Below are 21,113 nucleotides of genomic sequence, written 5' to 3'. Positions count from 1 at the left end.
GCCGTCCCGCCAACGAAAAAGGCCGACGCGTTCGCGTCGGCCTTTTTCCGTTTCATGGCCGCTCCCCGGGAGCGGCGGCTCGAACGCCGGCTCAGGCGTCCTTCACCAGCGCGGTGACCGTGATCTCCACGCGCAGCTCATCGGCCGGCATCGGGGCACAGACGCAGGTGCGGGCCGGGGCATGGCCCTCGGGCACCCAGGCGTCCCACACGGCGTTCATGGCCGCGAAGTCGCCACCGTCCTTGAGATAGATCGTCGCCGAGAGCAGATGCTCGCGGTCGGAGCCGATCTCGGCGAGCAGCGCATCGACCCGCGCCAGCATGCTCTCGGTCTGCGCGGTGATGTCGCCCTCGCGGGCCTCGGGGCCGGCCACCTGGCCGCACAGGTAGGCCACGCCGTTGTGGATCACGGCACGGCTCATGCGGGCCTTGGTGTCATGGCGCTGGATGGTCATGGCATCGCTCCTGAAGTCGAGGAATGAAGGGCCCATGATCTTACCGCAGCACGAGGGCGGACGATCCGTCATGCTCACCAAAATTCCTCCCCATGACAGTGATATTCGCCAACTTTTAAAACCTGATCAGAAATATCACTCGCATGGACGGCGCAACCTTCATGCATCCCCTGTCTTCGTCGGCATCGCGGCCGCCGAGCGCTCGTCGCGCTGTAAGCCATTCCCCGGCGACCCGACAGAGAGGGGCGCAACGCGACATCGCCAAGAGCGCACCCGACGACCCAGAGGAGAAATCCCATGAAGCGTTCCACCATGCTGGCTGCCGTGTTCACCACCGCCATCGCCCAGGCGGGCGCCATGAGCGCCGCCCAGGCCCAGGAAGGCGAAGCCATGGAGAAGTGCTACGGCGTGGCCCTGGCCGGCCAGAACGACTGCAAGGCGGGCCCGGGCACCACCTGCGCCGGCACCTCCACCGTGGACTACCAGGGCAACGCCTGGACGCTGGTGCCGGAAGGCACCTGCACCAGCATCGAGACGCCCCACGGCATGGGCAGCCTGAGCGAGATCGAGCGTCCCTGAGCCCAGCCCCAATCGGAAGCCCTCCCGGCCCGCCGCGCGGCGGGCCGGCCCCCGAGGAGATCGCCATGTCGCTGCCCCCTTCCCTCTCATTGCCCCCCGGTGCCGTGGGCATCGGCCTCAAGCCGCAGCATGCACCGGCGCTGCTCGCCGCGCCCCGGCGTGCGGACTTCCTGGAACTGCACGCCGAGAACCACATGAGCGCCGGCGGCCCCGACCGCGAGCGGCTCCAGGCCCTGGCCGAGCGCTACCCGCTCTCGGTGCACGGCGTGGGGCTGTCGCTGGGCGGCGCCGAGCGCCCCGATGCGGCTCATCTGGCGCGGCTCGCCCGGCTGGTGGACAGGCTCCAGCCGGCGCTGGTGTCGGAACACCTGGCCTGGAGCCGGCTCGACGGCGACTGCTACAACGACCTGCTGCCGGTGCCGCTCACCGAGGAGAGCCTGGCGCTGCTCGCCCGCAACATCGACATCGTCCAGCAGGCCCTGGGACGCCGGCTGCTGATCGAGAATCCCAGCCTCTACGTGACGATCCCGATCAACACCCTCGACGAGGCCGACTTCCTCACCGAGCTGGTGGCCCGCACCGGCTGCGGGCTGCTGCTGGATCTCAACAATGCCTATATCAGCGCGTTCAACCTGAACCGCGACCTCGACGCCTACCTGGGCGCCCTGCCCTGGCATGCCGTGGGCGAGCTGCACCTGGCCGGCCACAGCCTGGACACCGCCGTCGACCCGCCGCTGCGCATCGACGATCACGCCGGCCCGGTCACCGAGGCCGTCTGGTCGCTGTATCGCCGCTGGGTGCCCTCCGCCCCCGAAGCGCCGACCCTGATCGAGTGGGACGCCGAGGTGCCGACGCTGGAGCGCTGGCTCGAGGAGGCCGAGCGGGCCCGCGCTCATCGGGCCGCCGACCTGCCGGCGGCATCGACGGCCACGCTGACGAGGATGCCGGCATGAGCGCCCTGGCCGAGTGGCAGCGACGCTTCGCCGCCGCCCTGCGCACTCCCGATGCCGCCCCCGATGCCGCTCCCATGGACGACGGGGCCGCCGAGCTGGGCCGGCCCGCCGGGCTCGACGTCTATCGCAACAACGTGCGCCAGAGCCTGATCGAGGCGCTGGCCACCGCCTTTCCCCATACCCGCACGCTGCTCGGCCCGCGCTATTTCGCCGCCGCGGCCGGCGACTACGCCCGCGATCACCTGCCCCGGGAGCCGCGGCTGTCTCACTACGGCGCCGGCTTCGCCGACTTCCTCGACGACCTGCCGCCGCTGGCCGGTTATCGCTACGCGAGCGACGTCTGCCGGCTGGAGCGCGCCCGGCTCGACGTCGGCCCTGCCGCCGAGGCGCCGGTCCTGGACGCCACCCGGCTGGCCGAGCATCCCGACCCGGCACGCCTTTGCGTGACGCCGCGGCCGGCCACCCGGCGGGTGCGCTGTCGCTTCGCGGTGGGTGCGCTGTGGCAGCGGCTGGAGCGCGGCGAGGCGCCGGGCGAATCCGTCGCCGCCGGCGAGGAGGACTGGCTGGCGGTGCGCCGCGGCGAGCAGGTGCTGCTGACGCCCGTCGACGCCGTCACCGCCGCGCTGTATGGCAGGCTTCGGGCGCCTCGAGACACGGCGCTGGGCGACGCGCTGGCGGCGGTCGCCGAGGCCCACGGCGAGACGGCGGCCGGCGAGGCGCTGGGCACCCTGCTCGGCCTCGGCGCGCTGTGCGAGCGCCATGCTGCGCCCGATGATGACGAGCCGAACGAGGAGGCCGCCCCATGAACATGCCGATATCACCGCTCAGGTTCTACTATCGACGCCTGGAGCCGGCCCTCGATCGGCTGCCCGTCGATCTCGTGGCCCTGCTGGCACGCCTCGTGCTCGGCAGCGTCTTCTTCCGCTCGGCGCTGACCAAGGTCGACGGCGTCACCATCAGCCAGAGCACCTTCTTCCTGTTCGAGCACGAGTACGCCCTGCCGCTGATCTCGCCGGTGCTCGCCGCCTGGCTGGCGACGCTGGCCGAGTTCGGGCTGTCGCTGCTGCTGTGGGCGGGCCTGGCGACCCGCCTGGCCGCCCTGGGGCTGCTGATCATGACGCTGGTGATCCAGACCTTCGTCTATCCCGATGCCTGGGTCACCCACGGCCTCTGGGCCACGGGGCTGCTGACCCTGCTGCTGCGCGGCCCCGGCGCGCTGTCGCTGGACCGGCTGCTGGGCCGTTGGGTGTCGGCGGCCTGACGCGGCACGCCCCGGGCCACGCCGGGCAGCGCCAGGGGCCCCCGCGGGGCGATGGCTCATGGTGTGCGCCCGGTGCCGACGCACAACGCTTGCAGGGCACGATGACACGAAAAGGCCCCGCCGTGGCGGGGCCCTGAAGAGCGATGGCGCGGCTCAGCGCAGCAGCAGCACCGGCTCGCTGGCGTGGCGCAGCATCTCGGTGGTGGTGCTGCCCACCAGCAGGTGGCGGATGCGGGAATGGCCGTAGGCGCCCATCACCACCAGATCGATGTCGTGCTCCTGCTTGTAGGCACGCAGGGTCTCCTCCACCTCGCCGGCGCGGATCGCGCCCTCGGCCTCATGGCCGGCCTCGCGCAGGGTTGAGAGCGCCCAGTCGAGCTGGGAGCGGTTGTCGCCGGTCTCGGCGCCGACGATCACCACGTGGCAGGCGATGCCGGAGAACAGCGGGCTCTTCGCCAGCAGCTCGACGCCCTTGCGCGTGGTGTTGCTGCCGTCGAAGGCGATCATCACCTGCTCGGGGCGCTTGAAGGCCTGGGGCACCACCAGGATCGGTCGATGCTGGCCGCGCACCACCCGCTCGAGGTTGGAGCCCAGGTGCTCGCTGTCCTGATGGGCGCTGCCGCCGCGCTTGCCCACCACCAGCAGGCGGATTTCGTCCTCCAGCTCGGCGAGGGTCTCGACCAGGGTGCCGTTGCGCTGGCGGCTGCCGGGCTCCGCCACGCCGTCCGCGACGGCGCGCTCCTGGGCCGCCTTGAGCATCAGTCGGCCCTGCTCCTGGGCCACCTTGGCGCGCTGCTCGTCGAGCTGCGACAGCTCCTCGAGCAGATGCTCGCGGGAGCCGAGCCCGATGTTGCCGGAGAGATCGGCCTCGGCGGTCTGCGGATGATTGTCGACCACGTGCAGGAAGGTCAGCGGCGCCTCGAGCGCCAGGCTGGCCCAGGCGGCGTAGTCGCAGACGCCCTCGGAAAACTGCGAGCCGTCGATGGCGGCCATCACCTGTTCTGTCATCTGTCTGTCCTGAAGCTGGCGTGGATTGTCTGGCTTTCGTTCTACACCATCCGGCCGCCCCGTCACAGGGGCGGCCGCCGACGGGCGGCTCAGTGGCCGCCCATCAGCTTCTCGACGGCTTCCGGGTCGTCGTGGATGGCATAGCGGTCGACGATGGTGGCGCTGGCCTCGTTGAGGCCGACCAGCTCGACCTCGGTGCCCTCGCGGCGGAACTTGATCACCACCCGGTCCAGCGCCTGCACGGCGGTGATGTCCCAGAAGTGCGCCCGTGACAGGTCGATGGTGACCTTCTCCACGCTCTCCTTGAAGTCGAAGGCGCGGCCGAAGCGCTCGGAGGAGGCGAAGAACACCTGCCCCACCACGCGATAGACGCGGCGGCTGCCCGCCTCGGCCTGCTCGACGCCGATGTAGAGGATGTTGCCGACCTTGTTGGCGAAGAACAGCGCCGCCAGCAGCACGCCGACGAACACGCCCATGGCCAGGTTGTGGGTGCCCACCGTGACCGCCACGGTGGCCAGCATCACCAGGTTGGAGGACAGCGGGTGCTTCTTCAGGTCGCGGATCGAGGCCCAGCTGAAGGTGCCGATGGAGACCATGATCATCACCGCCACCAGCGCCGCCATGGGAATCTGCGACACCCAGTCGGAGAGGAACACCACCATGATCAGCAGCATCACGCCGGCGAACAGGGTCGAGAGGCGACCGCGGCCGCCGGATTTGATGTTGATCACCGACTGCCCGATCATCGCGCAGCCCGCCATGCCGCCGAGCAGGCCGGTGCCGATGTTGGCGATGCCCTGGCCCTTGCACTCGCGGTTCTTGTCGCTCTCGGTGTCGGTCAGGTCGTCGACGATGGTGGCGGTCATCATCGACTCCAGCAGGCCCACCACGGTGAGCATGATGGCGTAGGGGAAGATGATCGACAGGGTCTCGAGGTTGAGCGGCACGTCCGGCCACAGGAACACCGGCAGGGTGTCGGGCAGCTCGCCCATGTCGCCCACGGTGTTGATGTCGAGGCCGGTGATCATGGCCACGGCGGTCAGCACCAGGATGCACACCAGCGGCGACGGCAGCGCCTTGCCGATCACCGGCAGGTAGGGGAACAGGTAGATGATGCCGAGGCCCGCCGCGGTCATGGCATACACATGCCAGGTGACGTTGGTCAGCTCCGGCAGCTGCGCCATGAAGATCAGGATCGCCAGGGCGTTGACGAAGCCCGTCACCACCGAGCGCGAGACGAAGCGCATCAGGTCGGCCAGGCGCAGGTAGCCGGCGACGATCTGCAGCGCGCCGGTGAGCAGGGTCGCGGCCAGCAGGTACTCGAGCCCGTGCTCCTTGACCAGCGTGACCATCAGCAGCGCCATGGCGCCGGTGGCCGCCGAGATCATGCCCGGCCGGCCGCCGGCGAAGGCGATGATCACCGCCATGGAGAAGGAAGCGTAGAGGCCGATCTTGGGATCGACGCCGGCGATGATCGAGAAGGCGATGGCCTCGGGAATCAGCGCCAGGGCGACGACGATGCCCGACAGGAGATCGCCCTTGATGTTGGAGAACCAGTCTTGCTTGAGGGATCGAGTCATGCTGCGGTCCAGTCGAGGGTGGAGGTGGATGCCATGAAGGCGTCAGGGTCGTGTCATGCGCAGCTCTTCCCGGCCTCGCGAGGAGGCCGATGCCGTGGCGCGGGTCGAGCGCCGAGGCCTGTCGAGCGCGCGGTGGCGCTGCTGGAAAGAGACTGACGGTGCAAGGCGGGCGCGGGGCGCCCAGGACATCGAGACGATGCCCGGCCGCGATGACATCGTGAAGACGTCATCGCGGCCCGAATTCGGGAGGGAAAGGCTAGGGCGGCGTGGCCAGCCCGGAACGAGAGGGCATCACGGTATGTCGGTTCCCTTGCGTTGGATCGACGAGACACCGGGCTGATCCGGCTATCCCGTCAGGAGCGCGGGAGTCTACCAGACCCGCCGGATCGCTGCATCCGGCGAGACCCGAAGATCGACGAGGGGCGCCGGGGACAGGTCGTAGAGGGGGTTTTTGCCATGGATGGCAAAAGTAGCGCCCACGGATGGATTCACAGCGCCACTCGCCGGTCCGGCGCTCCGGGACCTGTCGACGGATCAGCCCCGAGGACACGATGACTGTTCATGCTGCCGCCTGCCATCACTGATTCCCCTGGTCACCGACGGCGCCGGCCATCGACTTGAAGGCGTCCACCAGGTCGATGGGCAGCGGCACCACGATGGTCGAGGCGTTCTTGTTGCTCATGTCGCTCATGGTCTGCAGGTAGCGCAGCTGCAGCGCCATCGGATTGGCGGACATGACGTTGGCGGCCTCGAGCAGCTTCTGCGAGGCCTGCAGCTCGCCCTCGGCGTGGATCACCTTGGCGCGGCGCTCGCGCTCCGCCTCGGCCTGGCGGGCGATGGCGCGGATCATGCTGTCGTCCAGGTCGACGTGCTTGATCTCCACGTTGGCCACCTTGATGCCCCAGCTCTCCGCCGAGGCGTCGATGATCTCCTGGATGTCGTCGTTGAGCCGGTCGCGCTCGGAGAGCATCTCGTCCAGGTCGTGCTTGCCGAGCACCGAACGCAACGTGGTCTGGGCCAGCTGGCTGGTGGCGTTGACGTAGTGCTCGACCTGGATGATCGCCCGCTCCGGGTCCACCACCCGGAAGTAGAGCACCGCGTTGACCTTCACCGTGACGTTGTCCTGGGAGATCACGTCCTGCTCGGGCACGTCCATGGTGATCACCCGCAGATCGACCACCTGCATCTTCTGGATGCCCGGGATGATGATGAACAGCCCCGGCCCCTTCACCGCCTGGAAGCGCCCGAGGAAGAACACCACGCCGCGCTTGTACTCCGGCAGGATGCGGATCGAGGCCGCGATCAGCATCAGCACCAATACCAGCGGCACGAGATAGGAAATCAGCATGTCGTGTCTCCTTTCGGTTTCAAGGGCGTATCGGTTTCAGGGACGTATCGGCCCCAGGGTCGAGACACCTCGCGCTATCGGCGCTCGGCGGCCGCGGCCCGAAGCGGCTCGACGTCGACGGTGAGCCCGTCGATGGCGACCACCCGCACCGTCTGTCCGCGGCGCAGCGGCTGCTCGCTGCGAGCCTTCCAGCGCTCGCCGTGCAGCCGCACATGTCCGTCGCCCTGGAAGTCCTCCAGCGCCAACGCCTCGGTGCCGATCAGCTCCTCCTGGCCGGTGCGCGGCGTGCGCCGGCGCAGGCCCAGGAAGCGGGTCATCACCCACAGCATCAGGCCCGCCGCCACCAGGGCCACGCCGCCGATCAGCGGCAGGGAAATATTCAGGGTATCCGCGTCCATGAGCATCACCGATCCGATCACGAAGGCCACGATGCCGCCGATGCCCAGGATGCCGAAGCTGGGCATCAGCGCCTCGCCGACGATCAGCCCCAGCCCCACCAGGATCAGCGCCAGGCCGGCATAGTTGACGGGCAGCACCTGGAAGGCGAACAGCGCCAGCAGCAGGCAGATGATGCCGATGGTGCCCGGCACCAGGCTGCCGGGATTGGAGAGCTCGAAGATCAGGCCGTAGAAGCCGATGATCATCAGGAAGTAGGCCACGTTGGGGTTGGTGATCACCTCCAGCAGCCGGGTGCGCCAGTCGGGATCGAAGCGTTCGACGACCAGGTCCGCGGTCTGGAGCGTGACGGTGCCGTCCTCCATCACCACCTCGCGGCCGTCGAGCTGGGCGAACAGATCGTCGAGGTCGCTCGCCAGCACGTCGATGACGTTCCGCTCCAGCGCCTCCCGGGCGGTGAGATTGACCGCCTCGCGCACCGCGTCCTCGGCCCAGTCGGCGTTGCGGCCGTGGCGATCGGCCAGCGAGCGGATATAGGCCACGGCGTCCTCCAGCACCTTGCGCTCCATGGCGGTCTCGCCGCGGCGCTTGGGGGCGGCCTGCTGATCCCCCCCCGCGGTGTCGTCGCCCTCCCCGGCCGAGGCCTCGCCAGCCTCGTCGCGCGCCACGTCGCTCCCCTCCGTCGCGGCGGCCGGCTTCCCCTTGCCGTCGGACGCGGGCGCCGCATCCTGCGCATCGGCGTCGTCCGGCGCCTCCGGCTCGCCGATGCCGGGCAGCCCGCCCCCGCCGCCGATCTGCACCGGCGTGGCCGAGCCGAGATGGGTGGCCGGCGCCATGGCCGCCACGTGGCTGGCATAGAGCAGGTAGGTGCCGGCGCTGGCCGCCCGGGCGCCGCCGGGCGAGACATAGAACGCTACCGGAATCTCCGAGGACAGCATCGCCGAGATCATGTCGCGCATGGAGGCGTCGAGGCCCCCGGGCGTGTCCAGCCGTACCACCACCAGCCTCGCCTCGCGCTCGGCGGCGATCTCCAGGCCGCGCAGGAAGTAGTCGCCGGTGGCCGGGCCGATGGCGCCGTCGAGCGTCATCACCAGGGCCGTGCCCCGCTCCTGCTGGGCGCTCGCCTGCCAGGCGGCGAGCCCGCCCAGCAGCAGGCAGGCCAGGCTGAACCAGAGCAGCACGCGATGCGGCAGGGACGATCGAAACATCATGGGCACCTCGCCCGGGATCTCGGCATACGGGTGAGGGCTGGCCACACCGAGCAAGATCCCTATCATTGGCACCTGCCGATCAGTGTAGTCGTCGCCCCCGAAGAAGGCTCGGCGCGGGCCTTCCCCCCGCCAGAGAGCGGCATCGCCGCGACACGCGGCCGGCCGCGCAAGGAATACGCCCCGTCGATGACGCCACGAGCCTCGCCGAGACGCGCCGATGCCCTTCCCCCTCGTTGCCCGCTGCGACTCGCGCCCTGCGGCCGATCGCAGCGCCGTCTGTCGTCGCCGCTCGGCCCATGGCGCGACGGAGACCCGGCGCCGGCCCACTGGCGTGATCTCCTGCGGGCCAGGCGGGCGTGCAGCCGCATCGTCGAGGTGCGTGTAAGGTGAGGCGCCCTCATGCGACCATCCATGACCATCGTCCCCGAACAAGGAGCGTCATGCCGGACACCGACTCTCGCCGCGACACGCCGCGGGTCCCGTCGACCCTCCGCGACCCGCTGGCCGCGGCCCTGGCCCGCACGGGCCTCGACGCGGGCATCGCGGCGCTGCGCCCGATGGCCGACACGGGTCTCGCCCACCACCATCTGTGGCTCGAGCGGAGCGGGGGCGACTGGGTGGCGCGACTGCCCAAGCAGAGCCAGATGCGCCTCGACCCCGCGGCGAACCTCGCCTACCAGGCGGCCTGCTTCTCCCGCGCCAGCCGCGGCGGCCACGCCCCCGCGCTGCACGGCCTGCTGCCGCCGGACCCGACGCTGCCCCGGGGCGGGCTGCTGGTCGATGCCGTCCGCGGCCGCCCGGCGCGCCTGCCCGAGGACCTGCCCCGCCTCGCCGAGGCGCTGGCCAGCCTCCACACCCTGGCGGTGCCGGCGGCCGAGGCCCGGGCACCGCTGCTCTCGCCCGCGGATCCCTGGGCCGCCATGCGCGAGGAGCTGGACGAGCAGGCGCGCTTCCTCGAGCAGGCAGGTCTCCCGGACGCGGCCCGCGCCCCGATCGAGGCCGAGCTGGCCGCCCTGCCCCGCCGCCTGCCGCCCGGCCCCGGGGCCGGGCCCCGCCTGATCAGCTTCGATGCCCATCCCGGCAACTTCCTGATCACCGAGGACGGCCGCGCGGTGCTGGTGGACCTGGAGAAGTGCCGCTACGGCCTGGTCGGCTTCGACCTGGCTCACGCCAGCCTCTACACCTCCACCACCTGGGATCTCCATAGCCGTGCCGAGCTGACGCCCGGGGAGGTGGCCGCCTTCTACCGCGACTGGCTCGCGGCCACCGGGCTCGCGGGGGAGGTCGAGACCCTGCTGGCGTGCCGGCGCGCCATGTGGCTCTGGTCACTGACCTGGTGCGCCAAGTGGCGCGCCAGCCATCGGCGGGCGCAGGATGCGCGGCGGCGCGGCGAGGACTGGTCCGCGGCGCTGAGCGATGACGCCCTGATCGCCCACGTGCGCGAGCGCGTGGACCACTACCTGTCGGTGGCCGCCATCGAGCACGTGCGCGGCGAGCATCGCGACCTGCAACGCCGCCTTGCGTCCTGACGCATGCCCCCTTGCCCCTGTTCACCTTCACCTTCACCTTCACCAAGAGGATCCACGATGCGCGCACCCTCTCTCCGGCTAGCCGCCCTGCTGCCGGCCCTGCTGACCAGCACGGGGCTCATGGCCGCCCCCGACCCGGCCGACTGGCCGGCCGTGCTCGAGGAGGCCCGCGGCCAGACGGTCTACTGGTACGCCTGGGCCGGCGACCAGCGCACCAACGACTACATCGACTGGGTGGCCGAGCGCGTCGATGAGCGCTTCGACATCGACCTCGAGCACGTCAAGGTCGGCAACACCGCCGAGGCGGTCTCCCGGGTGCTGGCGGAGAAGCAGGCCGGCAACGACACCGCCGGCAACGTCGACCTGATCTGGCTCAACGGCGAGAACTTCGCCGCCATGAAGGAGAGCGACCTGCTGTTCGGCCCCTTCGCCCGCGCGCTGCCGAACTTCGCCCTGACCCGCCCGGCGGACAACCCCGAGGTGGTGACCGACTTCACCCTGCCCACCGAGGGCTACGAGTCTCCCTGGGGCCGGTCGCAGATCACCTACTACTATGACAGCGACGCCTTGCGCGGGAATGGCGACGCGCATGACGCGCTCCCCCAGGACATCGAAGGGCTGCTCGCCTGGGCCAAGGCCAATCCGGGGCGCTTCACCTACCCGCGGATTCCCGACTTCACCGGCAGCACCTTCCTCAAGCAGGCGCTGATCGAGCTCACCGACCGGGACGAGGCGCTCTACGCGCCGGTCGAGGAGAGCGACTTCGCCGCCGTCACCGCCCCGCTGTGGGACTACCTTGATGCCCTGCACCCGCACCTGTGGCGCGGCGGCCGCCAGTTCCCCGCCAGTAGCCCCGAGATGCGCCGCCTGATGGGCGACGGCGCGCTCTCGCTGGCCTTCACCTTCACCCCCTCGGAGCCGGCCGCGGCGGTGGCCGACTACGAGCTGCCCCCGAGCACGCGCAGCTACGTGCCCGACAGCGGCACCCTCGGCAACGTGCACTTCGTCGCCATCCCCTACAACTCGCCCCACCAGGCCGGCGCCATGGTCATCGCCGACTACCTGCTGTCCCCGGAGGCCCAGGCGACCAAGCAGGACCTCGACGTCTGGGGCGATCGCACCGTGCTCGACGTCGCCCGGCTGCCGGCGGAGGACCAGGCGCGGTTCGCGCTGGACGCGGAGAACCCGGCGATGCTGCCGGCGGGCGCCCTCGCGCGCACCCTGCCCGAGCCGCACCCCAGCTGGATGACGTCACTGCAGGACGCCTGGCAGGCGCGCTACGTCGGCCGATGAGGACGAGCGCTACCCCCTGCGGTGCGGGCGACGCGGGGCCGACCCCATGATGCTGCGCCTCGCCCCCGCACTGATCGTCACCCTGCTGGTCGCGCCGATCCTGGCGGGCCTCGCCATGGCCCTGCTGCCGGCCTTCGGCTACCTGCCGGCGCTCGGCGGCGAGAGCCTCTCGCTGGCGCCCTGGCGGGCGCTGGCCGCCCAGCCGGGCATCGGCCGCTCGGTCGCCATCAGCTTCGCCGGCGGCCTCGTCGCCACCGCCCTGTCGCTGGCCGTGGTGCTGCTCTACCTGGCCGCGGCGAGCGGCAGCCGGCTCGATCGCTGGATCCGACGGCTGGTCTCGCCGCTGCTCTCGATTCCCCACGCCGCCGCGGCCTTCGGGCTGGCCTTCCTGATCGCCCCCACGGGGCTGCTCGCGCGGCTGGCCTCGCCGGCGCTGACCGGCTGGGAGCAGCCGCCGGACCTGCTGATCGTGCAGGATCCCTGGGGGCTCTCGCTGATCGCGGGACTCGTCATCAAGGAGGTGCCCTTCCTGCTGCTGATGAGCCTGGCCGCGCTGCCCCAGCTCGACGCCGAGCGCCGGGTGGCCATGGCCCGCTCGCTGGGCTACCGCCCCGCCATCGCCTGGCTCAAGGTGGTGGCGCCGGCGCTCTATCCGCTGATCCGCCTGCCGGTGTTCGCGGTGATCGCCTACGCCTCCTCGGTGGTGGACGTGGCGATGATCCTCGGCCCGACCCTGCCGCCGACGCTCGCCGTGTCGATCCTCACCTGGTTCAGCGACCCCGACCTCGACCAGCGCTTCCTGGCCTCGGCCGGCGCGATCCTGCAGCTCGGCGTCACCGCCGCCGCACTGCTCGCCTGGTGGGGGCTGGAGCGGCTCATGGCGAGGCTGATGACGGCCTGGATCGCCCGCGGCGGGCGCGACCGGGGCGAGGCCGGCCTGCGCCTCGCCGGCAAGCTGCCGATCCTGCTCGCCACCGGGATCGCCTTCGCCGGCGTCGGCGGCCTGGCGATCACCTCGGTGGCCGGATTCTGGCGCTTCCCCGACGCCCTGCCCCGCACCATGACGCTGGATCACTGGGCCCAGGCGCTGCCCGCCCTCGGCGAGCCCCTCGCCTCGACGGTGCTGATCGCGCTGGGCGCCACCCTGCTCGCCGCAGCGCTGGTGCTGGCGGCACTCGAGAACGAGCAGCGCACCGGGCGCACCGCCTCGAAGGCGCTGTGGCTGCTCTACCTGCCGCTGATCGTGCCGCAGATCGCCTTCCTGTTCGGGCTGGTGGTGGTGATGGAACAGCTCGGTACCCGGCCGTCCCACGGCCTGATCGTCTTCGGCCACCTGCTGTTCGTGCTGCCCTACGTCTTCCTGTCGCTCTCGGAGGCCTACCGACGGATCGACCCGCGCTGGACCCGGCTCGCCCTGACCCTCGGCGCCTCGCCCAACGCGGTCTTCTGGCGGGTCCGGCTGCCGATGCTGCTGGCCCCGCTGCTCACCGCCTGCGCGGTGGGCCTGGCCGTGAGCATCGGCCAGTACCTCCCCACCCAGCTGCTCGGCGCGGGCCGGGTGAGCACCGTCACCACCGAGGCGGTGTCGCTGGCCGCCGGCGGCAACCGCCGGGTGATCGGGGTCTGGGCGCTGGTCCAGGCGGGCCTGCCGCTGGCGGGCTTCGCGATCGCCATCGGCCTGCCGAAACTGCTATGGTCCCACCGCCGCGGCATGCAGGGAGCCCCATGACCACGCCCCATCGACTCGCACTTCGCGACCTCCACATCCGCCTGGGCGACACGCCCCTGGTCGCCCTCGACGCCGAGATCGGCCCGGGCGAGGTGCTCACCGTCATGGGCCCCTCCGGCTCGGGCAAGTCGACCCTGCTGGCCTTCCTGGCCGGCTTCCTGGCGCCCGAGTTCGCGGCCTCGGGCCGCATCCTGCTGGACGGCCGCGACCTCACGCCCCTGCCCGCCGAACGCCGCGGCATCGGCCTGCTGTTCCAGGACCCGCTGCTCTTCCCCCACCTCTCGGTGGCCGGCAACCTGCGCTTCGGCCTCGCCGGCACCGGCGCCGACAAGGCCGCCCGGGTCGAGCAGGCGCTCGCGCATGTCGGGCTGGCCGGGTTCGGCGAGCGCGACCCGGCCACGCTCTCCGGCGGCCAGAAGGCGCGGGTGGCGCTGATGCGCCTGCTGCTCTCGGCGCCCAGCGCGGTGCTGCTCGACGAGCCCTTCTCGAAGCTCGACACCCACCTGCGCCAGGCGATGCGTCGACTGGTCTTCGAGCACCTGCGCGAGGCCGGCCTGCCGAGCCTGCTGGTCACCCACGACCGCGAGGACGCCGAGGCCGCCGGCGGGCCGGTGATCGAGCTCTCGCCCGCGGGCCGGTGACGCGATGCCCAGCCGATCCCTCTGGAGAACCGCGATGTCGACCCCGCCCCGGCTGAGCATTGTCCTTCCGACGCTGAACGAGGCCGCCATCATCGAGGCGACCCTGACCCGCCTGCAGGCGATGAAGGCGGGCGGTGTGGAGCTCCTGGTGGTCGACGGCGGCAGCCGCGACGAGACGCCGGCCCGGGCGCGACCGCTGGCCACGCGGGTGATCGCGAGCGCGCCCGGCCGCGCCCGGCAGATGAATGCCGGCGCCGCCGAGGCCCGGGGCCGAACGCTGCTGTTCCTGCATGCCGACACCGACCTGCCACCGGGGGCCGAGGCCGCGATCGCCGCGGCGCTGACCCCGGCGCTGCTGCGACGCTGCACGGCGGCGTTGACCGAGGCCGACGGCGTCTGCGTGCCGGTCGAGGACGGCGGCTACGCGCTGGTCGGCGCCCGACGCGCCGACCCCGGCCTGTTCCAGGGCGTCGACTGGGGCACGGACCGGGTCATGGCCCAGACCCGCGAACGCGCCATGGCGATGGGCTGGCGCCTCGCCTGTCCGGCCCGGCTCTGGGACGTCGATCGCCCCGAGGATCTCCCCCGGCTGGCCCGGCTGGGCGAGGCGCTCGGCGTCGACTTCCTCGCGCCTCGCCATCGGGGGCGCCGCGACTCGCGTCCCGCCCTGTAAGGAAGATCGGCACGACACGACCCAAGACCATCCACGATGGTTTAAACGGAGTCTCACTACACGACGGCAAAACCCTGCTGATAGACTCGTTCCCCATCACGACGACAAGCGATGGGGATGGCGACCGAGTAATGGACGACAAGGCACACCGAATGGAGCGGCTCACGGCAGTGAGGCCGCGACTGGTCTCCTTCGCCCTCATGCATCTGCGGGATCGAAGCCGGGCGGAGGATGCCGTACAGGAGGCCATGATGTCCGCCATCGAGAAGAACGACAGCTTCGCCGGGCGCTCGGGCTACGAGACCTGGGTCTTCGGCATCCTCAAGTACAAGATCCTCGACGCCATGCGCGCCCAGAAGCGCCATGGGCAGTGGCAGCCGCTGGCGGACGAGAACGACGAGGAGGCGATCGACCGCCAGTTCCAGCAGAGCGGCCACTGGCGGCCGGATGCCAGGCCCCAGAGCTGGGGCGAGCCCGAGGCCGCCTTCGAGAGCGAGCACTTCTGGCGCGTCTTCGACGCCTGCATGATCGCCCTGCCCGACAGCGCCGCACGGATCTTCTCCCTGCGCGAGCTGATGGGCCTCTCCACCGAGGAGATCTGCCGGGAGCTCGAGATCAAGGAGAACAACTGCTGGGTCATGCTGCATCGCGCCCGGCTGAAACTGCGCGCCTGCATCGAGCAGGGCTGGCTCGAGGGAGATGCCTCATGATGATGTGCAAAGAAGCGACCCGCCTGATGTCGCTGCGCCAGGACCGCCCCCTCAGCTTCCAGGAGCGGCTCTCGCTGCGGCTGCACCTCGCCATGTGCGGCGCCTGCCGGGAGTGCAACCGGCAGTTCACGCTGCTGCACGAGGCCGGCCGGCGCTTCGGCCCCGAGGACAGCGACGAACCGCCGGCTTGAGTCAGCGGCCCGCGGCGGCCCCGGCCAGGCCCTCGAGCACGCCGTCGATCTTCTCCAGGGGCAGCTCACAGCCCTCCAGGCCGTGACGCTCGGCCAGGTAGTGGGGCGAGTTCCACTCCAGGCGCACGCCCTCGTCGGTCTCCCTCACCACCATCTTCTGCGGCAGGTCCAGGGCCATGCTGCCCTGGCACTGCATCATGGGCGTGCCCGCCGCCGGGTTGCCGAACACGAAGGTGCGGGTCGGCGGCAGCGCGAGATCCACGCGCTGCGCATTGGCCGCATGGTCGACCACGGTCATCAGGGTCAGCCCCTTCTCCTCGATCGCCGCGCGCAGCCGCTGGTCGACGCGCTCGAACGCATCGTCCGATTCGAGATGCATGATGCCGTGGGTCTCCGCCTGCACGACCGGCGCCGCGGCCAGCAGCAGGCCCAGGGCCGCCCCGATCACTGCTCTGCTCATGATGTCTGTTCCTTCTCGTGGATGGCCCGCACAGCGTGGCCAACCCCGGCGGCCCTGGCAAGTCCGCCCGCCGGGGCGACCGATCGGGGCCGACGACGACGGATAGGCGGGGCCCCGACGCGGCCGTCGGCCGACGACGCTGTAAGGATGGCCGGGCGTCCTCGACCGAGCCCGGTTCCCCGATCCCTGGAGTGCCCCCATGACGATTCGATCGCCACGCGTTTCCCCCCAGACATACCCGGGTCGCCCGACGGGCCGTCGGCGGCTCGCCGCGCTGCTCGCCGGACCGCTGCTGGCCGGACCGCTGCTGGCCGGGGCAGGCCTCGCCGGAGCGGCCGACGACCTGCACTTCCCGCCGGAGGCGATTCACGACTGGCCGACCCGGGCCTTCGCCGGCGAGACCGAGTACCGGGTCGTCGACCTGGCGGGCACCCGGGCGCTTCGGGCCCGCGCCCGGGGGCAGGCCTCGGCCAAGTACCTGGAGCGCGAGATCGACCTCGAGGCGACGCCCTATCTGCACTGGTGCTGGCGCGTCTCGGAGACCCACCCGGGGCTCGACGAGACGCGCAAGGACGGCGACGACTACCCGGCCCGGGTCTACGTGGCCCGCAAGACAGGGCTGCTGCCTTGGCAGGTGGAGTCGGTGAACTACGTCTGGGCCTCGACCCAGCCGGCCGACAGCGCCTGGCCCAACGCCTTCACCGATCGCGCCCAGCTGCTGGCGCTGCGCAGCGGCGACGCGCGAGTCGGCGAGTGGGTGGCGGAGGTGCGCGACGTCGGCGCGGACTACCGGCGCCTGTTCGGCAGCCGCCCGGCCAGCATCGACGGCCTCGCCCTGATGAGCGACGGTGACAACGCCGGCGTCGATGCCACGGCCTGGTTCACCCACCTCGGCCTCTCCGCCTCGCCCACGCCGCCCGACTGCCCGGGATGAGGCCGGCTCAGGTCAGCCGATCGGCCAGCGCATCGAGGCCGGCCACGGTGAAGTCGGGCTCGATGCCCCAGGGGTCGAAGGGGGCCTCCGGGCTGCGCCTCACCCAGGCCGCGTGCAGGCCCGCATGACGCGCGCCGATCACGTCGAAGGCGTTGCTGGAGACCAGCCAGGTATCGTCCGGCTCGGCCTCGAGGCTCTGGCGAAGGTGGAAGTAGACCGACGGGTCGGGCTTGAAGCGTTTCACCTCGTCGACGCTGACGATCTCCTCGAAACGATCGCGCAGCCCCGCCGCGGAGAGCAGCCGGGTCACGGCCTCCTGGCTGCCGTTGGAGAAGGCCACGCAGCTGATCCCGGCCTCGGCCAGCCGCGCCAATGCCGGCGCGGCATCGGGGAAGGCCGGCAGCTGAGCGTAGCGGCTCATCAGGTGGTCCTTGTCGGCCTCGGACAGCCGGGTCTGCAGCGCCCGGTCGGTGTACTCGAGGGCCTCCCGGGTGCAGCGGGCGAAGTCCACGTAGGTCCCCATCAGGCCACGCCGGAAGCTGTACTCGAGCTGCTTGTCGCGCCAGCGGCGCGAGAACTCCGTCGCCTGCTCGGGGGCGGCCAGCTGCTGCTCCAGCTCGGTCACTATGCCGTGGGTATCGATCAGGGTGCCATAGACATCGAAGGCCAGTAGCGTCGCCATGGGCGTCTTCCTCCATCAGAAAAACCTCCCCAAGACTGGGGCAGCATCGCGCCCGACACAAGGGGAAGAGGGGCCGGTGCGGCACCCGGAACCAGAAACGCCGCGGGCGGGGCCGCGGCGTTCCTGGAGGCGGGGGACGATCAGGCGGTCTGCAGCACGCCTTCGCGGGTCAGCTCGTCGGTGACCTTGTTCACCGCGCGCTCGGTGCGGGCGATGATCTCGTCGACCTCGTCGCGGGTGGCGACCAGCGGCGGGGCGAAGCCGAGGATGTCACCCTGCGGCATGGCGCGGGCGATCAGGTTCTCCTCGAGGGCGGCGGCGGCGATGCGCGGCGCGACCTTGAGCGACGGATCGAAGTGGGCGCGCTTCTCCGGGTCGGCGGAGAACTCCAGCGAGGCCAGCATGCCGACGCCACGCGCCTGGCCGACGATCGGGTGGTCGCCGAAGGTCGCGGCCATGCGCTCCTGCAGGTAGGCGCCGGTCTCGGCGGCGTTGGCGGTCAGGCCTTCGCGCTCGATGATCGCCAGGTTGGCCAGGCCGGCGGCACAGCCCAGGGCGTGGCCGGAGTAGGTCCAGCCGTGGCCGATCGGGCCGTATTCGCCGGTGCCCTGCTCGAGCACACGCCACACGCGGTCGCCGACGATCACGGCGGAGAGCGGCTGGTAGGCGCTGGTCAGGCCCTTGGCGGTGGTCATCAGGTCCGGCTTGATGCCGTAGTGGTGGCTGCCGAAGTCGGCGCCGATGCGCCCGAAGCCGCACACCACCTCGTCGGCGATCAGCAGCACATCGTACTTGTCGAGCACGGCCTGGATCTCGTCCCAGTAGCCTTCCGGCGGCGGCACGATGCCGCCAGTGCCGAGCACCGGCTCGCCGATGAAGGCGGCCACGGTGTCCGGGCCCTCGGCCAGGATCATCTCCTCGAGCCTGGCGGCGCAATGCCTGGAGAACTCGCGCTCGGTCATGCCCTCCTGCTCGGCGGCGCGGTGGTAGTAGTACGGCGCCTCGGTGTGCAGGATGCCGTCCATCGGCAGGTCGAACTGGTCGTGGAAGGCCTTGAGGCCGGTCAGCGAGCCGGTGGCGATGCCGGAGCCGTGGTAGCCGCGCATGCGCGAGATGACCTTCTTCTTCTGCGGACGACCGAGCACGTTGTTGTAGTAGCGCACGATCTTGAGCTGGGTCTCGTTGGCGTCACTGCCGGACATGCCGTAGTAGACCTTGGACATGCCGGGGCCGGCCAGCTCGAGGATCTTCTCGGACAGGGCGATCTGCGGCTCGTTCGAGTGCCCCACATAGGTGTGGTAGTAGGACATCTCGAGGGCCTGCTGGTAGATGGCCTCGGCCACCTCGGTGCGGCCATAGCCGATGTTGACGCAGTACAGGCCGGCGAAGCCGTCGATGAACTCGCGGCCGTCCTTGTCGACGATGTTGATGCCCTTGCCACCGGTGATCACGCGGCCCGGCGCGTCGCCGTGGGCGAAGTCGCGCAGGTGGGTGGAGGCGTGGAAGGTCACCTTGCGGTCGCGGTCGATCAGATCCTGATGGGTGGTCATGCGTGTCTCCAGTAGGACTCCCCGACGCCGTCGGGGAGGAGGTTCGTCGTTCGTCATGCGCGGACCGGCCACCGCCGATCCTCTTCCTAAACCCGCGCCGCTCGGGCACAGCTTGCTGAAAAAACTTCTGCCTCAAAACAAGAGAGCTCTGCGAGCGACGGCCAGACAAGGCGGATCCTGGAGAGAACAGCGGAGTTTACGTTCCGTAAATGAGCATGTTCGATCGGACTCGCGCCCGAGACAGGATCCAACGCCGTATGGCCGAGCGCAGCTAGCTCCCTGATACCGAGCCCAGGGCGCCGAGACAGTAGTACTTCGTCTCCAGATACTCGTCGATGCCGGTCACGCCGCCCTCGCGGCCCAGGCCGGACTGCTTGACGCCGCCGAAGGGCACCGGCGGGCCGGTCATCTTCACCGAGTTGACCGAGACCATGCCGTACTCCAGCGCCCGAAGCAGCTTCCAGATGCGCCGGATGTCGTGGGTGTAGACGTAGGCGGCCAGGCCGTACTCGGTGTCGTTGGCCATCTCGATGACCTCGTCGTCGTCGCGGTAGGCGGTGATGCCCGCCACCGGGGCGAAGTTCTCCTCGCGCCAGACCTTCATCTGCGGCGTCACCCCGGTCAGCAGGGTCGGCATGAAGAAGTTCTCGCCCGGCGCCCGGTTCTGGTCGCCGGCCACCAGGGTGGCGCCGCGGGAGACGGCGTCGTCGACGATGGCCGCGGCCTTCTCCACCGCCTGGCGGTGGATCAGCGGCCCCAGGTCGACCTCGCCGTCGAGGCCATTGCCCACGGTCAGCGCCGCCATGCGCTCGGCGAACTGCTCGACGAAGGCGTCGTGGATCGACTCGTGCACCAGGATGCGGTTGGCCGCCAGGCAGTCCTGGCCGGCGGTCTGGAACTTGGCCGCCACGGCGGCGAAGGCCGCTTCCTTGGGGTCCATGTCCGGGCCGACGATGAAGGGCGCATTGCCGCCGAGCTCCAGCGACACCCGCTTGACGGTATGGGCGCACTGCTCGATCAGCAGCCGGCCGACCCGGGTGGAGCCGGTGAAGGACAGCGCCTTGATGCGATCCTCATCGCACAGCAGCTTCGAGACCTGGGCGGCATCGCCCAGCACCACGTTGAAGATGCCGGCCGGAATGCCGGCGCGCTCGGCCAGCTCGGCCAGCGCCAGCGCCGAGAACGGCGTCTCGTGGGCCGGCTTGACGATCACCGGGCAGCCGGCGGCCATGGCGGCGGCGGCCTTGCGGGTGATCATCGCCAGCGGGAAGTTCCAGGGCGTGATCAGCGCGGCGATGCCCACCGGCTCCTTGAGCGTGCCGAGCGCGGCGTTGGGGATGTGGCTGGGGATGGTCTCGCCGAAGGTGCGCTTGCCCTCCTCGGCGAACCAGCGCACGAAGCTGGCGCCGTACTCGACCTCGCCGCGGGCGTCCGGCAGCGGCTTGCCCTGCTCGCGGGTCATGATCAGCGCCAGGTCCTCGCGATGGGCCTGCAGCAGGTCGTACCAGGCCAGCAGACGCTCGCAGCGCTCGTCGGCGCGCAGCGCCCGCCAGTGCACGAAGGCCGCCTCGGCGGCGTCCACGGCGGCGCCGATCTGCGCCGCCTCGAGCAGCGGAATATGGCCCAGCACCTCGCCGGTGGCCGGGTCGACGACCGCGTCCTCGCGGCCCTCGTCGCCGTGGGTCCACTTGCCGTCGACATAGGCGTACTGCCGGAACAGGCGCGGGTCGTCGAGCATGTTGGACAGCGTCATAAGCACCTCCCCTGAAACGCCGATGCAGGATCGTATCGGCGATGACATGGCTCCGCGGCGGTTGCCGCGCGATGGAGTCAGGGTAAGGCAGGAAGGCGGGCAGGAGTTTTTGAAGTCGGGCGCCGGAGACGTGACGTTTTTTCGTTCCGGCGCCAAAGAGTTGCGATTTTTTTCGTCC

Annotated in this window: 21 protein-coding genes; 12 read left to right on the top strand and 9 right to left on the bottom strand. The window is 70.7% G+C overall.

Translation table 11 applies throughout. From position 1 onward, the window contains the following. Window positions 1-91: 91 nt before the first annotated feature. Window positions 92-454, bottom strand: a complete 363-nt coding sequence (locus tag UYS_RS0211880) for a RidA family protein (RefSeq protein ID WP_016855735.1) — start codon at window positions 452-454, stop codon at window positions 92-94. A 297-nt stretch (window positions 455-751) separates the two neighbouring features. On the opposite strand from UYS_RS0211880, the gene UYS_RS0211875 reads away from it, so the two are divergent. The 4 genes from UYS_RS0211875 to UYS_RS0211860 all read left to right on the top strand — a co-directional run bounded on the left by UYS_RS0211875 (window position 752) and on the right by UYS_RS0211860 (window position 3,247). After that, entirely contained in the window at window positions 752-1,033 is a 282-nt protein-coding gene (locus UYS_RS0211875) for a BufA1 family periplasmic bufferin-type metallophore (protein WP_016855734.1), read from the top strand. Between the two features lie 65 nt (window positions 1,034-1,098). Beyond that, complete coding sequence (bufB, locus tag UYS_RS0211870) at window positions 1,099-1,986, top strand: MNIO family bufferin maturase (protein ID WP_016855733.1); 888 nt, start codon at window positions 1,099-1,101, stop codon at window positions 1,984-1,986. Continuing rightward, window positions 1,983-2,792, top strand: a complete 810-nt coding sequence (locus UYS_RS17750; RefSeq protein ID WP_016855732.1) for an HvfC/BufC N-terminal domain-containing protein — start codon at window positions 1,983-1,985, stop codon at window positions 2,790-2,792. The genes bufB and UYS_RS17750 overlap by 4 nt, the downstream gene beginning before the upstream one ends. After that, a complete protein-coding gene (locus tag UYS_RS0211860; RefSeq protein WP_016855731.1) occupies window positions 2,789-3,247 on the top strand; it encodes a DoxX family protein in 459 nt (152 codons plus the stop codon). Before UYS_RS17750 ends, UYS_RS0211860 begins: the two co-directional genes overlap by 4 nt. Window positions 3,248-3,400: 153 nt before the next feature. Here the strand turns inward: UYS_RS0211860 and UYS_RS0211855 are convergent, their stop codons facing one another. The 4 genes from UYS_RS0211855 to UYS_RS0211840 form a co-directional block, all read right to left on the bottom strand. Then, on the bottom strand, window positions 3,401-4,255 hold the full coding sequence (locus UYS_RS0211855) for a universal stress protein (RefSeq protein WP_016855730.1): 855 nt from the start codon (window positions 4,253-4,255) through the stop codon (window positions 3,401-3,403). An 89-nt stretch (window positions 4,256-4,344) separates the two neighbouring features. After that, the gene (locus UYS_RS0211850; protein ID WP_016855729.1) at window positions 4,345-5,835 is read right to left on the bottom strand and encodes a SulP family inorganic anion transporter; all 1,491 of its coding nucleotides are present in this window, start codon (window positions 5,833-5,835) and stop codon (window positions 4,345-4,347) included. A gap of 577 nt (window positions 5,836-6,412) precedes the next feature. Next, a complete protein-coding gene (locus tag UYS_RS0211845; protein WP_016855728.1) occupies window positions 6,413-7,183 on the bottom strand; it encodes a slipin family protein in 771 nt (256 codons plus the stop codon). 74 nt (window positions 7,184-7,257) lie between these two features. Then, complete coding sequence (locus UYS_RS0211840) at window positions 7,258-8,787, bottom strand: NfeD family protein (protein WP_040478381.1); 1,530 nt, start codon at window positions 8,785-8,787, stop codon at window positions 7,258-7,260. 443 nt (window positions 8,788-9,230) lie between these two features. Here UYS_RS0211840 and UYS_RS0211835 point away from each other — a divergent pair, with 443 nt between their 5' ends. The 7 genes from UYS_RS0211835 (at window position 9,231) to UYS_RS0211805 (ending at window position 15,556) form a co-directional block, all read left to right on the top strand. After that, window positions 9,231-10,319, top strand: coding sequence for a phosphotransferase (locus UYS_RS0211835; protein ID WP_016855726.1), 1,089 nt, complete (start codon window positions 9,231-9,233; stop codon window positions 10,317-10,319). 57 nt (window positions 10,320-10,376) lie between these two features. Then, window positions 10,377-11,612 carry an ABC transporter substrate-binding protein gene (locus UYS_RS0211830; protein ID WP_016855725.1) on the top strand — a complete coding sequence of 412 codons (1,236 nt, stop codon included), beginning with the start codon at window positions 10,377-10,379 and terminating at the stop codon, window positions 11,610-11,612. A 49-nt stretch (window positions 11,613-11,661) separates the two neighbouring features. Further along, window positions 11,662-13,341 (top strand): ABC transporter permease, encoded by a 1,680-nt coding sequence (locus UYS_RS0211825; RefSeq protein ID WP_016855724.1) that lies wholly within the window; start codon window positions 11,662-11,664, stop codon window positions 13,339-13,341. After that, entirely contained in the window at window positions 13,338-13,982 is a 645-nt protein-coding gene (locus UYS_RS0211820) for an ATP-binding cassette domain-containing protein (protein ID WP_016855723.1), read from the top strand. Before UYS_RS0211825 ends, UYS_RS0211820 begins: the two co-directional genes overlap by 4 nt. A 34-nt stretch (window positions 13,983-14,016) precedes the next feature. Then, window positions 14,017-14,655: a DUF2064 domain-containing protein gene (locus UYS_RS17745; RefSeq protein ID WP_016855722.1), complete on the top strand. Its 639-nt coding sequence runs from the start codon at window positions 14,017-14,019 to the stop codon at window positions 14,653-14,655. A gap of 131 nt (window positions 14,656-14,786) precedes the next feature. Then, window positions 14,787-15,365 carry a sigma-70 family RNA polymerase sigma factor gene (locus tag UYS_RS0211810; RefSeq protein ID WP_026068524.1) on the top strand — a complete coding sequence of 193 codons (579 nt, stop codon included), beginning with the start codon at window positions 14,787-14,789 and terminating at the stop codon, window positions 15,363-15,365. After that, entirely contained in the window at window positions 15,362-15,556 is a 195-nt protein-coding gene (locus UYS_RS0211805; protein ID WP_016855720.1) for a zf-HC2 domain-containing protein, read from the top strand. Before UYS_RS0211810 ends, UYS_RS0211805 begins: the two co-directional genes overlap by 4 nt. Window position 15,557: 1 nt before the next feature. On the opposite strand, the gene UYS_RS0211800 is transcribed toward UYS_RS0211805, so the two are convergent. Then, window positions 15,558-16,016 (bottom strand): DUF302 domain-containing protein, encoded by a 459-nt coding sequence (locus UYS_RS0211800; protein ID WP_026068523.1) that lies wholly within the window; start codon window positions 16,014-16,016, stop codon window positions 15,558-15,560. Window positions 16,017-16,215: 199 nt separating this feature from the next. Here UYS_RS0211800 and UYS_RS0211795 point away from each other — a divergent pair, with 199 nt between their 5' ends. Next, a complete protein-coding gene (locus tag UYS_RS0211795) occupies window positions 16,216-16,950 on the top strand; it encodes a DUF3047 domain-containing protein (RefSeq protein ID WP_016855718.1) in 735 nt (244 codons plus the stop codon). 7 nt (window positions 16,951-16,957) lie between these two features. Here UYS_RS0211795 and UYS_RS0211790 read toward each other — a convergent pair whose 3' ends face one another. The 3 genes from UYS_RS0211790 to UYS_RS0211780 form a co-directional block, all read right to left on the bottom strand. Continuing rightward, window positions 16,958-17,632, bottom strand: coding sequence for a haloacid dehalogenase type II (locus UYS_RS0211790; RefSeq protein WP_016855717.1), 675 nt, complete (start codon window positions 17,630-17,632; stop codon window positions 16,958-16,960). 140 nt (window positions 17,633-17,772) lie between these two features. Beyond that, window positions 17,773-19,182, bottom strand: a complete 1,410-nt coding sequence (locus tag UYS_RS0211785) for an aminotransferase (protein ID WP_016855716.1) — start codon at window positions 19,180-19,182, stop codon at window positions 17,773-17,775. 271 nt (window positions 19,183-19,453) lie between these two features. Further along, entirely contained in the window at window positions 19,454-20,935 is a 1,482-nt protein-coding gene (locus UYS_RS0211780; RefSeq protein WP_016855715.1) for an NAD-dependent succinate-semialdehyde dehydrogenase, read from the bottom strand. Window positions 20,936-21,113 lie beyond the last annotated feature (178 nt).

It is taken from the genome of Halomonas smyrnensis AAD6 (genome assembly GCF_000265245.1).
In the GTDB taxonomy this organism is placed as follows: domain Bacteria; phylum Pseudomonadota; class Gammaproteobacteria; order Pseudomonadales; family Halomonadaceae; genus Halomonas; species Halomonas smyrnensis.
Note: the sequence above shows the minus strand (reverse complement) of the source record. Positions and strands in the feature narration are given on the sequence as shown.

Coding starts and splice junctions, on each gene's coding strand:
- UYS_RS0211880 (WP_016855735.1), bottom strand. CDS start 454: ATGACCATCCAGCGCCATGACACCAAGGCCCGCATGAGCCGTGCCGTG.
- UYS_RS0211875 (WP_016855734.1), top strand. CDS start 752: ATGAAGCGTTCCACCATGCTGGCTGCCGTGTTCACCACCGCCATCGCC.
- bufB (WP_016855733.1), top strand. CDS start 1,099: ATGTCGCTGCCCCCTTCCCTCTCATTGCCCCCCGGTGCCGTGGGCATC.
- UYS_RS17750 (WP_016855732.1), top strand. CDS start 1,983: ATGAGCGCCCTGGCCGAGTGGCAGCGACGCTTCGCCGCCGCCCTGCGC.
- UYS_RS0211860 (WP_016855731.1), top strand. CDS start 2,789: ATGAACATGCCGATATCACCGCTCAGGTTCTACTATCGACGCCTGGAG.
- UYS_RS0211855 (WP_016855730.1), bottom strand. CDS start 4,255: ATGACAGAACAGGTGATGGCCGCCATCGACGGCTCGCAGTTTTCCGAG.
- UYS_RS0211850 (WP_016855729.1), bottom strand. CDS start 5,835: ATGACTCGATCCCTCAAGCAAGACTGGTTCTCCAACATCAAGGGCGAT.
- UYS_RS0211845 (WP_016855728.1), bottom strand. CDS start 7,183: ATGCTGATTTCCTATCTCGTGCCGCTGGTATTGGTGCTGATGCTGATC.
- UYS_RS0211840 (WP_040478381.1), bottom strand. CDS start 8,787: ATGTTTCGATCGTCCCTGCCGCATCGCGTGCTGCTCTGGTTCAGCCTG.
- UYS_RS0211835 (WP_016855726.1), top strand. CDS start 9,231: ATGCCGGACACCGACTCTCGCCGCGACACGCCGCGGGTCCCGTCGACC.
- UYS_RS0211830 (WP_016855725.1), top strand. CDS start 10,377: ATGCGCGCACCCTCTCTCCGGCTAGCCGCCCTGCTGCCGGCCCTGCTG.
- UYS_RS0211825 (WP_016855724.1), top strand. CDS start 11,662: ATGCTGCGCCTCGCCCCCGCACTGATCGTCACCCTGCTGGTCGCGCCG.
- UYS_RS0211820 (WP_016855723.1), top strand. CDS start 13,338: ATGACCACGCCCCATCGACTCGCACTTCGCGACCTCCACATCCGCCTG.
- UYS_RS17745 (WP_016855722.1), top strand. CDS start 14,017: ATGTCGACCCCGCCCCGGCTGAGCATTGTCCTTCCGACGCTGAACGAG.
- UYS_RS0211810 (WP_026068524.1), top strand. CDS start 14,787: ATGGACGACAAGGCACACCGAATGGAGCGGCTCACGGCAGTGAGGCCG.
- UYS_RS0211805 (WP_016855720.1), top strand. CDS start 15,362: ATGATGATGTGCAAAGAAGCGACCCGCCTGATGTCGCTGCGCCAGGAC.
- UYS_RS0211800 (WP_026068523.1), bottom strand. CDS start 16,016: ATGAGCAGAGCAGTGATCGGGGCGGCCCTGGGCCTGCTGCTGGCCGCG.
- UYS_RS0211795 (WP_016855718.1), top strand. CDS start 16,216: ATGACGATTCGATCGCCACGCGTTTCCCCCCAGACATACCCGGGTCGC.
- UYS_RS0211790 (WP_016855717.1), bottom strand. CDS start 17,632: ATGGCGACGCTACTGGCCTTCGATGTCTATGGCACCCTGATCGATACC.
- UYS_RS0211785 (WP_016855716.1), bottom strand. CDS start 19,182: ATGACCACCCATCAGGATCTGATCGACCGCGACCGCAAGGTGACCTTC.
- UYS_RS0211780 (WP_016855715.1), bottom strand. CDS start 20,935: ATGACGCTGTCCAACATGCTCGACGACCCGCGCCTGTTCCGGCAGTAC.